Origin of the sequence: Micromonospora sp. NPDC005197 (genome assembly GCF_040608295.1) — a bacterium.
In the GTDB taxonomy this organism is placed as follows: Bacteria; Actinomycetota; Actinomycetes; order Mycobacteriales; family Micromonosporaceae; genus Micromonospora.
Genome location: NZ_JBEXHY010000042.1, coordinates 1 through 13884, shown reverse-complemented (window position 1 = coordinate 13884; position 13884 = coordinate 1). Strand labels below are relative to the sequence as shown.

Annotated in this window: 11 protein-coding genes and 1 pseudogene; 2 read left to right on the top strand and 10 right to left on the bottom strand. The window is 70.8% G+C overall.

Annotation, left to right across the window (positions count from 1 at the left end):
• Window positions 1-3: 3 nt before the first annotated feature.
• Together ABZU46_RS16265 and ABZU46_RS16260 are read left to right on the top strand one after the other, a co-directional pair.
• On the top strand, window positions 4-1713 hold the full coding sequence (locus ABZU46_RS16265) for a bifunctional 3'-5' exonuclease/DNA polymerase (protein WP_354858443.1): 1710 nt from the start codon (window positions 4-6) through the stop codon (window positions 1711-1713).
• 371 nt (window positions 1714-2084) lie between these two features.
• The gene (locus tag ABZU46_RS16260; RefSeq protein ID WP_354858441.1) at window positions 2085-2678 is read left to right on the top strand and encodes an NTP transferase domain-containing protein; all 594 of its coding nucleotides are present in this window, start codon (window positions 2085-2087) and stop codon (window positions 2676-2678) included.
• Between the two features lie 158 nt (window positions 2679-2836).
• Here the strand turns inward: ABZU46_RS16260 and ABZU46_RS16255 are convergent, their stop codons facing one another.
• From ABZU46_RS16255 to ABZU46_RS16210, 10 genes and pseudogenes are all read right to left on the bottom strand, one after another.
• On the bottom strand, window positions 2837-3214 hold the full coding sequence (locus tag ABZU46_RS16255; protein WP_354858377.1) for a hypothetical protein: 378 nt from the start codon (window positions 3212-3214) through the stop codon (window positions 2837-2839).
• Window positions 3215-3369: 155 nt separating this feature from the next.
• Entirely contained in the window at window positions 3370-4779 is a 1410-nt protein-coding gene (locus ABZU46_RS16250; protein WP_354858375.1) for a GH1 family beta-glucosidase, read from the bottom strand.
• Window positions 4776-7016, bottom strand: a complete 2241-nt coding sequence (gene yicI / locus ABZU46_RS16245) for an alpha-xylosidase (RefSeq protein ID WP_354858373.1) — start codon at window positions 7014-7016, stop codon at window positions 4776-4778. Before yicI ends, ABZU46_RS16250 begins: the two co-directional genes overlap by 4 nt.
• Window positions 7013-7894, bottom strand: coding sequence for a carbohydrate ABC transporter permease (locus ABZU46_RS16240; RefSeq protein WP_354858371.1), 882 nt, complete (start codon window positions 7892-7894; stop codon window positions 7013-7015). Before ABZU46_RS16240 ends, yicI begins: the two co-directional genes overlap by 4 nt.
• A 1-nt stretch (window position 7895) precedes the next feature.
• Window positions 7896-8864, bottom strand: coding sequence for a sugar ABC transporter permease (locus ABZU46_RS16235; RefSeq protein WP_354858368.1), 969 nt, complete (start codon window positions 8862-8864; stop codon window positions 7896-7898).
• Window positions 8865-8931: 67 nt separating this feature from the next.
• Complete coding sequence (locus ABZU46_RS16230) at window positions 8932-10236, bottom strand: extracellular solute-binding protein (protein ID WP_354858366.1); 1305 nt, start codon at window positions 10234-10236, stop codon at window positions 8932-8934.
• An 86-nt stretch (window positions 10237-10322) separates the two neighbouring features.
• Window positions 10323-11372: a LacI family DNA-binding transcriptional regulator gene (locus ABZU46_RS16225; RefSeq protein ID WP_354858438.1), complete on the bottom strand. Its 1050-nt coding sequence runs from the start codon at window positions 11370-11372 to the stop codon at window positions 10323-10325.
• Window positions 11373-11549: 177 nt separating this feature from the next.
• Entirely contained in the window at window positions 11550-12482 is a 933-nt protein-coding gene (locus ABZU46_RS16220) for an amidohydrolase family protein (RefSeq protein WP_354858363.1), read from the bottom strand.
• A complete protein-coding gene (locus tag ABZU46_RS16215; protein ID WP_354858361.1) occupies window positions 12479-13288 on the bottom strand; it encodes a metal-dependent hydrolase in 810 nt (269 codons plus the stop codon). The genes ABZU46_RS16220 and ABZU46_RS16215 overlap by 4 nt, the downstream gene beginning before the upstream one ends.
• A gap of 102 nt (window positions 13289-13390) precedes the next feature.
• Window positions 13391-13884, bottom strand: a pseudogene (locus ABZU46_RS16210) (serine/threonine protein kinase); the annotation flags it as partial.

Genomic DNA, 13884 nt, shown 5'->3' with positions numbered 1-13884 from the left:
TTCCTGTCGGAGGGGGAAGGCAGAATCACATTCGTGCTGGTGGCGGTGGTGGCGGGCGAACGCGGTGGGGGAGAGCTGCGTCCGCTCGACGCCGCCGGCCGACCCGTCGGCCCGATCGAGACCGTCAGCGACCTCGCGGCCGCGATGGCCGCACGGGAGGCGGCCGAGCACCCACGGTGGGTCTGGGCCGCCGCGGGTGCGATCTACCCGGCGCTGCTGCGGGCCGGGGTGCGCGTCGAGCGGTGCCACGACGTGGAGTTGACCGAGGCCCTGTTGCTCGGGCAGGCCGGCCGTTGGGGTGAGCCCCGCTCGCTGGCCGCCGCCTGGGCCCGCCTGACCGGTGCTCCGGTGCCGGCCGACCCGCCGCCGCGCGCCGCCGCGCCGCCCGGGCACGGCCAGGGTGCGCTCTTCGACACGCTGCCCGGTCCGCCGGGGCCGGGCATCGAGGCACTGACCCGGGTGTACGCCGACCAGCTCGCCCGGGTCGCCACCACCGAGCACCCGGGCCGGTTCCGGCTGCTGGTGGCCGCCGAGTCGGCCGGCGCGTTGATCGCGGTGGAGATGGGCGTCGCCGGGCTGCCCTGGCGGGCCGAGGTGCACGACGCGATCCTCGCCGAGCTGCTGGGGGAGCCGTCTCCGGTCGGCGGGCCGCCGCGCCGGTTGGCCGAGTTGGCGGCCCGGATCGCCGACGCGTTCGGCGTCCGCCAGCTGCACGCCGACTCCCCGGCCGAGCTGCTCAAGGCGTTCGCCCGGGCCGGGGTGGAGCTGCCCAACACCCGGGCCTGGGTGTTGCGCGGGGTGGACCATCCGGCGGTGCCCCTGGTGCTGGAATACAAGGAGCTGTACCGGATCTGGACGGCGCACGGCTGGTCCTGGCGTGAGCAGTGGGTGCGCGACGGGCGGTTCCAGCCGGAGTACGTGCCGGGCGGGGTGGTCTCCGGCCGCTGGGCGACCCGGGGCGGTGGCGCGTTGCAGATCCCCAAGGTGATCCGCCGGGCGGTGGTGGCCGACCCGGGCTGGCGGCTGGTGGTCGCCGACGCCGGCCAGTTGGAGCCCCGCGTCCTGGCGGCGGTCTCCGGCGACGCGCGGCTGGCGGCGGCGGGCGGCGCCGGTGACCTGTACGCCGCGCTCGCCCGGGACTCGTTCGGTGGTGACCGTCCCCGGGCCAAGGTGGCCCTGCTCGGGGCCATGTACGGGCAGACCGGCGGTGCGGCGGTGCCCGCGCTGGCGGTGCTCAAACGCAGCTACCCGACGGCGTTCGGCTACGTCGAGGCGGCGGCGCGCACCGGTGAGGCGGGCGGGTTGGTGCGCTCGTGGCTGGGGCGCACCTGCCCACCCGGCTCGGTCGGCCTCGGTGACCCCGACGAGGGGCCGACCGATCCGGACGCCGCGGCCGATCGGCAGAGCCCTCGGGCGCGAGCCGCCCGGTCCCGGGGGCGCTTCACCCGCAACTTCGTCATCCAGGCCACCGCCGCGGAGTGGGCCTCGACGCTGCTGGCCACACTGCGCACCGAGTTGTCCGGCACCGACGCCGAGCTGGTCTTCTTCCAGCACGACGAGGTGATGGCGCACTGTCCGGCCGAGCAGGCCGAGGCCGTGGCGGCGGCGGTGAGCCGGGCGGGTGAGCGGGCCACCGCGCTGCTGTTCGGTGACACCCCGGTGCGCTTTCCCCTGGATCTGTCCATCGTCGACTGCTACGCCGACGCGGCCTGACCGGCTCGCACTGCGTGGCCGGTTCGGCGAGCGTGGCCGGTTCGGCGGAGGTCATCGCGCGCGATGATCGACTCCACATCGCCGATGTGGCGGCATCCAAGTACCTGAATACCCCCAGGTGGGCGACGTGGAGTCGATCGTCCACCCGGGGGTGCGCCCGTCGGTCGCCGGGCCGTCCGGTGCTGCGGCGGTGGCGGAGTACGCCATCGCAGGCCTCGCCGTCGGTGGTCCGGTGCGTAACGGTTGCACTATTTTCCCTTTTCGCCCCGCCACTCATGCGCGGCCCTCCTCGTTGCAGTGTCCGTAGGAGGGGGCCGGCCGTCACGGTCGATCCCGTGCTTGAGGGGGCGCAGCTGAACCGGATCGCAGGAATGATCATCGCCGCAGGTGGGGGACGCCGCATCGGCGGTCCCGAGGCGCTGCTGCACCAGGGAGAAAAGCCCCTGGTCAACCAGATGATCGACACGATGACCGAGGCGGGCTGCGAGCAGATCGTGGTCGTGCTGGGGGCCGCCGCGGACCAGGTCCGGGAGACCACCGACCTGGGCAAGGCGACCGTTGTGATCAACAAGGCGTGGGGCACCGGGGTCGGCTCGTCCATCCGCGCCGGTCTGGCCGCCATGGACGACGCGGGGATCGAGGCGGTGGTGGTGGTGCCCGTCGACATGCCGGGCCTGACCGCCGCGGCGGTCCGCCGGGTGGCCGCGCTGCCGTACCCGGATGTGCTGGTCTGCGCCACCTACGACGGGCTGCGCGGGTACCCGATGCTGTTCGGCCGCCGGCACTGGCCCGGCATCGCGACCCTGGCCAGCGCCGACGTGGGGGCCCGGCCGTACCTGTTGGCGCACAAGGACCAGATCGTCGACATCGCCTGCGACTCGGTGGCCGACGGCAGCCGGGTCGACAGCCCTGAGCTGATGGCGCTCTACGGGCTCACCGTCCCGCCGCAGCGCGTCGGCGTCTAACAGATCACCACCCCGCCCCGCGCCGATCTTGTAGTTTCGGTTGTTGGAATGCGTTGAATGGGCAGAGTCGGCGCTGCCAGCGACAACGCCGCCATGGAATCCTTCTTCGGACTTCTGCCGAACAACGGAGCAATTGTCAAGACCTGTGGATGGATTGCTCAGGGGACGTAGACGAGGTGCACGCGGTAGCGGTATCCGGGCCCGTGCTCGAAGACGTGGACATCGAGGACCAGGTCGCTCCTGCCTTCTTCTTCGGTCCAGAGGTCGACCAAGCAGCGCCAGTGATCGCCGTACCACAGTGCAACGGACGTGTTCCAGGATTCGTCTGGTGGGGTGATCAGCGTGACCGCGCCGTAGTCGTCGACCGCCTGGAGGCATTGTTGCGAGATTTCGGGCGGAACTGGCTCTACTGACGGCAGAGCTGCGCCGATAACGGCGTCTCGTCGCACCAGCGAGTCCACGACCGCCTTGAGCGCCGGCCGCCAGACCTCTGGAATGGGAACCTCGAGCGAGGCATCCTTCACCGGATCGCCCACCTGTGCCTCCTCTGCGATGCCCACGGATGATTGAGTGATCTTGGTTAGGCTGCGGTACGGACCTTGGCCGGGGTCGGTGCGGCGGTCAGCCCAGGGCAGGGCAGGGCGGCGCTGGGGGCGTGCGGAGCCGGGGCGCGGCGTGGGGAGGCAAGCCGTTACTCCGCGGGCTGGTCCAGCTCGCCGGTGGCGGCCAGTCGCCGGTACCAGTGCGCGCTGTCCTTCCAGATGCGGTCCTGCGTGTCGTAGTCGACCCGGATGATCCCGAACCGGCGGTCGTAGCCGTAACCCCACTCGAAGTTGTCCAACAGCGACCAGACGAAGTAGCCCCGCACGTCCACGCCCTGCTCGCGGGCGTCCGCCACGGCGGAGATGTGCCGGCGCAGATAGTCGATCCGCCGGTCGTCGTGGATCCGGCCGCCGGCCGACACGGCGTCGTCGAAGGCAGCGCCGTTCTCGGTGATCATCAGCGGCTGCCCCGGGTACTCCCGGCCCAGCCGCAGCAGCAGCTCGGTCAGGGCCGGCGCATCGATGTTCCAACCCATCGCCGTGTACGGGCCGGGCTGCGGCAGGAAGTCGACGTCGTCGGCGCCGACCCACGGCGAGTGTGCCGACGCGCCGTGACCGTCAGCGTCCGAGCGGGCCGAGTGCCCGTCCCAGGCGCGAACCAGGGTGCTCGAGTAGTAGTTCACACCGAGCACGTCCAGGGGCACGGCGGCCGCCTTCTCGTCGCCCTGGTGCACGAACGACCAGTCGGTGACGCCCGCCGTGTCGGCCAGCAGGTCGGCCGGGTACGCCCCGTTCAGCATCGGGCCGAGGAACGCCCGGTTGGCCAGCGCGTCGATGCGGCGGGCCGCGTCGACGTCCGCCGCCGAGTCCGACGCCGGGCGGATCACGTGCAGGTTCAGCGTCACCGACAGCTCTGCGGTCGGGGCCAATTCCCGGACCACCCGGCCGGCCAGGCCGTGCGCGAGGTTCAGATGGTGCACCGCCGCCAGCGCGGCCGCCGGCTCGGTCCGTCCCGGCGCGTGCACGCCCGAGCCGTAGCCCAGGTACGCCGAGCACCACGGCTCGTTCAGCGTGGTCCAGGTGTGCACCCGGTCACCGAGCGCGGCGACGATCCCCGACGCGTACTCCTCGAAGCGCAGCGCCGTGTCCCGCACCGGCCACCCACCGGCGTCCTCCAGCTCCTGCGGCAGGTCCCAGTGGTACATGGTGGCGACCGGGCGGACGCCGCGCTCCAGCAGGCCGTCGACCAGCCGGGAGTAGAAGTCCAGGCCGGCCTGGTTGAACCGGCCGGATCCGCCCGGCTGCACCCGCGGCCAGGAGATCGAGAAGCGGTACGCGCCCAGGCCCAGCTCGGCGATGTGGTCGAGGTCCTGCGGCCAGCGCTGGTAGTGGTCGGCGGCCACGTCACCGGTGTCGCCGTTCAGCGTCCGCCCCGGGGTGTGGCTGTAGGTGTCCCAGATGGACGGCCCTCGGCCGTCCTCGGTGGCCGCGCCCTCGATCTGGTACGCCGCCGTGGCCGAACCCCAGAGGAAGCTCTCCGGAAAGGTGCGTGCCGTCATCGTCCTGCTACCTCCGTCCCGGCGACCACGCAGTGGTACGCCGACGAGTCACCCGCCACCAGTTCCGCGGTGGCCACGCCGTCGCGGAAGCTCACCTCGAACTCCGCGCCCGGCCCCTCGCCGGGCGACGGAATCCGTACCCGTTGCCGTTGTCCCTCCGCCGGAGCGTAGAGGCGCAGTTGCACACCGTCCGCCCAGTCGTAGTCGGGCCGATCGGAGCGCGATCCGAACGGGATCACCGCGCCCGGCCGGGCGAGCACCGGCAGGCTGTCGAACTCGTGCTTCTCGGTCACCCAGGCCGGGCCGGTGAGCTGCGTGCCGGTCACCAGGTGCGTCCACGTGCCGGCGGGCACGTAGAAGGTGACCTGGCCGTCGGCGCTGAGCACCGGCGCGACCAGCACGTCCGAGCCGAGCATGTACTGCCGGTCCAGGTGCGCCGCGGCCGGGTCGTCCGGGAACTCCACGATCATCGGACGCATCATGGGGATCCCGTCGCGGTGCGCCTCCTGCGCGGCGGCGGCCAGGTACGGCATCAGGCTCAGCTTGAGCCGGGTGAAGTGCCGCAGCACGTCGACGGCCTCCTCGTCGTACGCCCACGGCACCCGGTACGAGCCGGAGCCGTGCAGCCGGGAGTGCGAGGAGAGCAGGCCGAAGGCGATCCACCGCTTGAAGACGGCCTGGTCGGGGGTGCCCTCGAAGCCGCCGATGTCGTGGCTCCAGTAGCCGAAACCGGACGACGCCAGGGACAGCCCGCCGCGCAGCGACTCGGCCATCGCGACGAACGTCGACTCGCAGTCGCCGCCCCAGTGCACCGGGAACTGCTGCCCGCCGGTGGTGGCCGAGCGGGCGAACACCACCGCCTCGCCCTCGCCCCGCTCGGTCTCCAGCAGCTCGAAGACGGCCTTGTTGTAGAGGTAGGAGTAGTAGTTGTGCATCCGCTGCGGATCCGAGCCGTCGTGCCACACCACGTCGGTCGGGATGCGCTCGCCGAAGTCGGTCTTGAAGCAGTCGACGCCCATGTCCAGCAGGACCTTGAGCTTGCCGGTGAACCAGCGGACCGCGTCCGGGTTGGTGAAGTCGACGAGCGCCATGCCGGCCTGCCACTTGTCCCACTGCCAGACCGACCCGTCCGGGTTGCGGACCAGGTAGCCGGCCTGGCGGCCCTCCTCGAAAAGGTACGAGCGCTGCGCGATGTACGGGTTGATCCAGACGCACACCTTCAGGTCGCGCTCGTGCAGCCGGCGCAGCATCCCCTCGGGGTCGGGGAAGGTCGCCGGGTCCCAGACGAAGTCGACCCAGTGGAACTGGCGCATCCAGAAGCAGTCGAAGTGGAACACCGAAAGCGGCAGGTCCCGCTCGGCCATTCCGTCGACGAACTCGGTCACCGTCTTCTCGTCGTACGAGGTGGTGAAGGACGTGGACAGCCACAACCCGTACGACCAGGCGGGCACCCGGGCCGGCCGGCCGGTCAGCGCCGTGTACCGGCGCAGCACGTCCTTGGGGGCGGGTCCGTCGATGACGTAGTAGGTGAGGGACTGGCCCTCGACGCTGAACTGGTTCTGCGCCACGACCTCCGAGCCGACCTCGAACGACACGTGCTCGGGATGGTCCACGAAGACCCCGTAGCCGGCGCTGCTCAGATAGAACGGCACGTTCTTGTACGCCTGCTCGCTGGCGGTGCCGCCGTCGGCGTTCCAGATGTCGACGGTCTGGCCGTTCTTCACGAACGGGCCGAATCGCTCGCCCAGCCCGTACACCGTCTCGCCGACTCCGAGGGCGAGCCGCTCGTGCACGTGCCGGCGGCCCTCGCCGTCGGTGACGATGCCGACGCTGCGCGCGGTGGAGGCGGTGATCAACCGGTCGCCGTGCAGGAACTCGACCCGCCAGCCGTCGATGAGCGCCACCCGGGCGGTCAGTTCGCCGGTGGTCAGCGACGCGGTGATGCCGGTGATGTCGACGGTGACCGGGTGCGCGTCGTCGGTGGCCAACCCGAAGTGCGGCTCGCGGGGCAGCCCGCCGCTGTGGTGACCGATGGTCACCCCGACGACGCCGGGGGCGGGGGAGAAGAACCGGACGGTGACGACGGGCCGGTTGAGGGTGTCGCCCCGACCGGTGATCTGACCGGCCGGCGCGAAGACGGTGAAGCCGCGCTCGTCCGGCTCGACCGATTCCACTGTGCCGGGGCGCAGCACGCTGACCCCCGGGCGCAGTTGCCAGTACCCGTCGGTGAACTTCACTTCTCGGCTCCTGCCGTGATGCCGCGCGCCAGAGTGCGCTGGAAGATGAGGAAGAAGAGGATGGCCGGCACCAGGCTGATCAACGCGCCGGCGTTGGTCGTCGGGGCGTCCATCAGCCGGTCGCCCTGCAACGACGCCAGCGCGACCGGGATGGTCTGCGTCTGGTTGTCGATGAGCATGACCAGCGGGATGAGGAACTCGTTCCAGGTCCAGATGAAGAAGAAGATGAGGAGTACGGCGAGCGTGGGCCGCAGATTGGGGAAGACCACCCGCCACAGCACCGTCCACTTGCCGGCGCCGTCGAGCGCGGCGGCCTCCAGCAGCGAGCGCGGGAAGGTGCCCAGGACCGAGGCCAGCAGGTACGTGCCGAACGCGCTCTGGATCACCGTGAAGATGATGATCACCGAGAGCCGGGTGTTGTAGAGGCCGATCTCCTTCGCCACGTAGTAGAGCGGGTAGATCAGCGCCTCCTGCGGCAGCATGTTGGCCAGCAGGAACAACCCGACGATCCACAGCCGGCCGCGGACCCGGCCGATGCCCAGGGCGTACGCGTTGAGCAGGGAAACGACGACGCCGAGCACCGCCACGGAGCCGGCGATGAGCGCCGAGTTCCACAGCTTGAGCGGGAAGTTCACCTCGGTCCAGTACGTCCGCAGACCTTTGGTGTAGAACTCGCCCGGCCAGCTCAGCGGCCCGCCCGACGAATAGTCGCCGGGCGACTTGAACGCGTTGAGCAGCATGAACGCGAACGGCACCAGCATGACGAGCGCGCCGAGGGTGACTCCGACGAGCACGACCCAGCGGCTGACGCCGCGGTGGTGCCGGTCGCGGACGGGCCGGTGCACCGGTGTGGGCACCGGCGTGAGCGTCACGGCCATGTCAGAACCCCCGGTCCCGGCGCTCGCTGCGCGCCTGCATCCAGATGAAGACCACGGCCACCACGACGATGATCAGCGTGAGCACGGTGGAGATCGCGGAGCCGTAGCCGACCTGGAGTTTCTTGAAGAACGTGTAGTACGCGAAGTACGACGGCACGTTGGTGGCGTTCTCCGGGCCACCGCGGGTCAGCGCGAAGATCGGCCCGAACACCTTCAGCGCGGCGATGGTGCAGGTCAGGGCCACCACGAAGGTCTCCGGCCGGATCTGCGGGAGGGTGATCGTCCGGAAACGGTGCAGCCAGTTCGCGCCGTCGACCTCGGCCGCCTCGTACAGCTCCGGGTCGACCCGCTGCAACGCCGCCATGAACACGACCACCGGGTAGCCGATCTGCACCCAGATCATCACGGCCATGACGGCCGGGAGGGCCGTGCCCGGGTCGCCGAGCCAGTCGTGGCGCAGCGCGCCGAGGCCCACTGCGTCGAGCAGGCTGTTGAACGCGCCGTCGGGGCGCAGGATCCAACCCCAGACGATGCCGGCCACCACCACGGGCAGCACCTGCGGCAGGTAGAACGCGGCCCGCAGCGCGGCGGCGGTACGCGGCTTGAACCGGCGCCCGATGACGTCGAAGAGCACCGAGGCGAGCAGCAGCCCGAGCAGGGTGGGCACCACCACCATCGCGACGATCATCGCCACGGTGTTGCGGAACGACGCCCAGAACACCTCGTCGTGCAGCAGGCGCTGGTAGTTGTCGAACCCCACGAAGGTGGGGTCGCCGATGCCCGACCACTTGGTCAGCGAGAGATAACCGGTGCCGACCAGGGGCGCGCCGATGACCAGGACGAACAGCACCGCTCCGGGGAGCAGGTAGAGCCAGTACGCCGCGTTGCGGCCGCGCGGTCCGCGGCGGGGCTTGCGCGGGGAGGGGGTCGCCGTCGGGTGTGGGGCGGCGACGGTCTCGGAGACTGCCATGGAAGATCCTTCCCGGCGGGGCGGGCGGGCACGCCGGTCGTGCCGGTCGTGCCCGCCGCTCGCCGTGTCACTTGCCGGTGATCTCCTTGACGCCATCGGCGTACGGCTTGGCGATCGTGTCGAGCACCTGGTCGGGGGACTTCGACCCGTTGATCAGGCCCTGGAAGCCACCGACCAGCACGTCGTAGTAGCCGGGCACCGGCCAGTCCGGGTAGAAGGCCAGGCCGTCCTGCTTGCTGACCGTGTTGAAGTCCTCGATCAGCTTGCGGTCCTTGGGGTCGCTGATCTTCGACGCGTCAGCGGCGACCGGGACGCCACCGTTGTTGCCGATCAGGTCCTGGATCTCCGGACGCAGGGTGATGTCGATGAAGTCGTACGCCAGGCTCTTGGCCTTGCTGTTCGACGGGACCACCCAGATGTTGCCCGACGAGCCGGCGTTGAGGGTGTTGCCGGGGAAGAGGAACGTGTCCCAGTTGGCCTTCATCTCGGTCTTGAACCGGCCGTACCACCAGCTGCCCGAGACGATCATCGGGGTCTTGCCGGCGATGAACGCGGTGCCCATGTCCTCGGCCTTGAGGCTCGCCGAGTTCTTGGCCACGTAGCCCTTGCGCACCCACTCGGCGAAGGTGTCCGCGCCGTACTTCAGCGGGTCGGCCTTGAAGTCGACCGGGTTCTTGTAGAGCTGGTAGTTGTCGACGAACTGCCGGTCGGCCTTGGAGAGCGCCAACTGGTAGAAGAGCTGCCCGGCCGGGTACTCCGCGCCGGCCATGCCCAGCGGCGTGACGCCCTTGCCGACGAAGGTGTCCATCGCGGCGGTCATCTCAGCCATGCTGGTCGGCACCTTGACGCCGTTGCGGTCGAACAGGTCCTTGTTGTAGTAGACCGTGACGTACTCGCCGTAGTTCGGCACGCCGAACCAGTTGCCCGACCCCATCACGCCCTTGTCGCTGTACCGGGCGGTGGTCTGGAGGCTGGGGCTGAGCTTGCCGGCCCAGCCGCGCTTGTCGGCCTCGGCGCTCAGATCGGTGAGCAGACCCTGCGACGACAGCAGGCCGGCCGTCGCGTTGCCCTTGTTGTACTCCATGATGTCCGGGCCCTCGGACGAGTTGATGATCATGCCGGCGTTCTGCTGGATCTGCTCGAACGCCTTGCGCTCGAAGCGCACCTCGACGCCCGGGTGCTCGGCCTTGAAGATCTCGATCGCCCGGTTCCAGCCGACCCCCATCGCGCTGTTCTCGCTCTCGTAGTGCCAGAGCTTGAGGGTCTTGGCCCCGCTGTCGTCCTCGCTCTCGCCGCCGCCGCACGCGGCCACGGTGGTCGTCGCGGTCGCCGCCAGGGCGATCGCCGCGACGATCCGGCGGAATCGCTGCATTGCTATCCTCCTCGTTGAGTATCGAGCCCGGTACTTCACTGGGTCCGTCGTCGCGTTGCCGCGCGGCGGCGGGCCGTTTTCGCTGGTCAGCCCCCGCCCGTCGGGGATGGTTCGGTGGTTACTCGTGCCGGCCGACGTGGCCCGGCGGTCGATCCCCGGATCTCCAGCGCGCACGGCAGCAGTTGCTGGTGGCGCTCGTGGCCGGGCCCGTCCAGGTGGCGCACCAGCGCCTCGATCGCGATCCGGCCCAGGGTCGACCCGGGCGACGTCATCGCGGTCAGCGCCGGGGTGGCCAACTCGGCGACCTGTGGCGAGGTGACCATCGAGACGACCGAGACGTCGTCGGGGACCGACAGCCCCCGTCCGGTCAGCTCGCCGAGGATGCCGAAGATCGCGGTCTCGTTCATCGCCAGCACGGCGGTCAGCTCCGGCGTCCGCGCGAACGCGGCGGCCAGGGCGGCCCGCCCACCGGCGGCGCTGTCCTCGGCCGGAATCATGACCGGCTCCAGGCCGTGCCCGGTCATCGCCGTGACGAACGCGTCCCGGGTGCGTAACGCGGGACCGTAGCCGCTGGCGAGCGTGGCGGCCGAGTGGTTGACGTAGACGACGTGGCGGTGCCCCAGGCCGACCAGGTGCGCGACGGCCTCCCGCACGGTCTGCTCGAAGTCGATGTCGACGTAGGAGAGCCCGGTGGTGTCGCCGGTGCGCCCGATCAGCACCAGCGGCACGCCCGCCTCCTGGAGCACGGTGACCCGCTCGTCGGCGAGCTGCACCTCCATCAGCACGACGCCGTCGAGCATCCGCTGGCTGGCCAGCCGCCGCAGGTCGTCGAGGTTGCCGCCGCCGACCGGCGAGAGCACCAGGTGATAGCCGACGGCGCTGGCCGCGGCGGCGGCGCCGGTGACGAACGCGGTCTCGGTCGCGCCCAGGCCGCGCTCGTCCATCGGCATCAGCAGGCCCAGGATGCGGCTGCGCCGGCTGGCCAGCCCGCGGGCCATGGCGTTGGGCTGGTAGTCGAGCTCGGCCATCGCGGCGAGCACCTTGTCCCGGGTGGCCTGGGAGATCGGCCGGGTGCCGGTGAGCACGTACGACACGGTGCTGACCGAGACCTGCGCAAGGCGGGCGACGTCGTGCATCGTGGCCACCGCGCACCTCCTCCGGCCCGGCGTGGGATCGCTCCCGAATGATCGTCGAAGCGTTTCGACGAAGCGTTTCGACAGACGCTAGGCCACCTGTTACGGCGACGTCAATAGCCGATGTCGAAAACAAGTCGGGCCCACTGGCCCGGCTGGGGCGGCCCCGGCTGGGGCGCTTTACGGCAGGTCGAACAGGGTGGCGGCGTTGTTCCAGCAGACCGCGCGTAGCCAGTCGTCACCGAGGTCCAGCCGGGCCAGCCCGGTCAGCTGGTCGGCGTACGGGTAGGGGATGTTGGGGAAGTCGCTGCCCAGCAGCACCTTGCCGGCGAGGCCCAGGTCGCGCAGTCGGGGCAACTCGTCAGCGGGAAAGGGCACGAACCGGTCGAAGAACGGCGTGAACGCCATGGTGGTGTCCAGCCGGACCCGTTCGTACGCCTCGGCGAGGTCGAGGAAGGCCCGGTAGTCCGGCGCGCCGAGGTGCGCCACCACGGCGGCCAGCCGGGGGTGACGGGCGAGCAGGTCGGCGAACGGGGCGGGCCCGGTGTGTGTCGTCCCCACCGGGGCGTGCCCGGCGTGCACGACCACCGGCACCTCGGCGTCGGTCAGCGTCCCCCACACCTCGTCCAGTGCCGGGTCGGTGGGGGAGAAGCCGCCGACCTGCACGTGCACCTTGAACAGCCGGGCTCCGTCGGCCAGCGCGGCCTCGACGTACGCGGCGGCGCCGGGCTCGGGGAAGAAGGTCGCCGAGGGCAGGCAGCCCGGGGTGTCCCGAGCGAACTGCAGCGTCCAGCGGTTGAGGTCCGCCGCCATGCCCGGTCGATGGGGGTACGCCAGCGCGCTGAACGCCCGTACCCCGAGGTGGCGCAGGTGGGCGACGCGGTCCGCGTCGCTCCACCGGTAGCGGATCGGCCACTCGGTGCCGACCAGCGGCCCGGCGGCGTCGAAGTACTCCCACACGCGGCGCAGCAGCCTCGGCGGCAGGAAGTGCACGTGCACGTCCGCCAGTCCGGGAAGTCCCAGCGCGCGCCAGAACTCCGGCACCCGCGCGTCCTCGGCCGGCGGTGGCGGCGGGCTCTCCGCCGGGGGTGACGCGGGGGCGGCGTGGGTCATACGTCGATGTTGAACCGTTGCAGCACCGATGGCGCGATCAGGCCGGCGGTGGCGAGCACCGAGACCACGGTCAGCACGGCGCGCAGCACGACGACCTCGGTCTTGCTGCCGGTCCGCAGCGCGATGCTGTTGGGCAGGCCGATCATCGTCCACATGCGTCGGCGGATCGGGATCGGCCAGAGGATCGGCACCCCGGCTCTGGTGATCATATCGCCGAGGATGTGCACGAAGCAGCCCACCCCGACGGCCGTGCCGATCAGGGGGTAGCCCCGCCCACCCGGCAGGTTGGCGAAGGTGAACCAGGCCGCGCCGGCCGACGCGAGCGTCACGATCACCCAGCCGGCCCGTTCGGCCCACTCGTCGAAGAGCCCGCGCAGGGCGAGACCGAACATGAAGAACAGGATCGTGATCACCGCCCACTTGCCGTACGCGGCGCAGAGGGCGGTGGTGCCCCAGCCGACCAGCAGCGTGAACGGAAGCGTGTGGGTGAGCGTCCGGTGCCCGTTGTTGCGACGCGGATCCTTGCTGAGCTTCGTCGCGTAGTAGACACCGAGCGAGATCTTCTCCATCACCTCGGCGACGAAGAGCGAGAAGACCCCGAACGTACGGGCGACGGTGGCGCCACCCTGGTTGCGGGTCACCTTGCCGGACAGGTCCAGGTCGGGAAAGAGCGCTCCGCCCGCGCACACCGCCGTGCCCACCGCCAGCGCCAGCGGCGACTGGTGGTAGTCGGCGAACTGGTCCAGCGCCCAGGACCCGGCCAGCCATACCGCCGCGCCGGACAGCGCGTGCGACGGTCCCATCATCTCGGCTCACCCTCCCCAGGGATCTTGAGCGCCAAAACTACGCCACTGTAGCCAGCGCCGGTGTCGCAGGGGCGTCAGTCATGCGGTCCACATCGGACAGTGTCAGAGGGTGGGCGTGAAGCTCTGCCGGATCATCACGAAGTATGCCGCGTTGACCTGCCAGTCGAACTCTTTTGTCAACCACGAGACGGTGTAGGCGCGCCCGGCCGAGGTGTTGGCGAGCAGCCGGATGCTGTGCACCCGCTCACCGGCGGCGTTCTCCCAACTGCACTCCCAGAGGGCCCCGCCGTCGAAGACGTCGAGCGCCGAGATGTCCACCTTGCGGTAGCCCGGCAGCGCGCCACCGGCGACGAGCCGCTTCTCCTCGGCCTTCCAGTGCGCCACCGGATCGACCTGCGGCGGCCCCGCCTCGACGCTGAGCACCCGGGCCCCGCTGGGCTCCCGGAAGCAGGTCACCGCCCCTTCGGTCCAGCGTGCCCAGGCCACCGGCGCCGCGATGCGAAAGCCGGTCGGGTCGACGTGCCAGGTCCAACCGTCCCGCAGCCCGTACCGCGCGTCGCTGGGCGGCGACGCCGACGGCACCGGGGTGGCCGTCG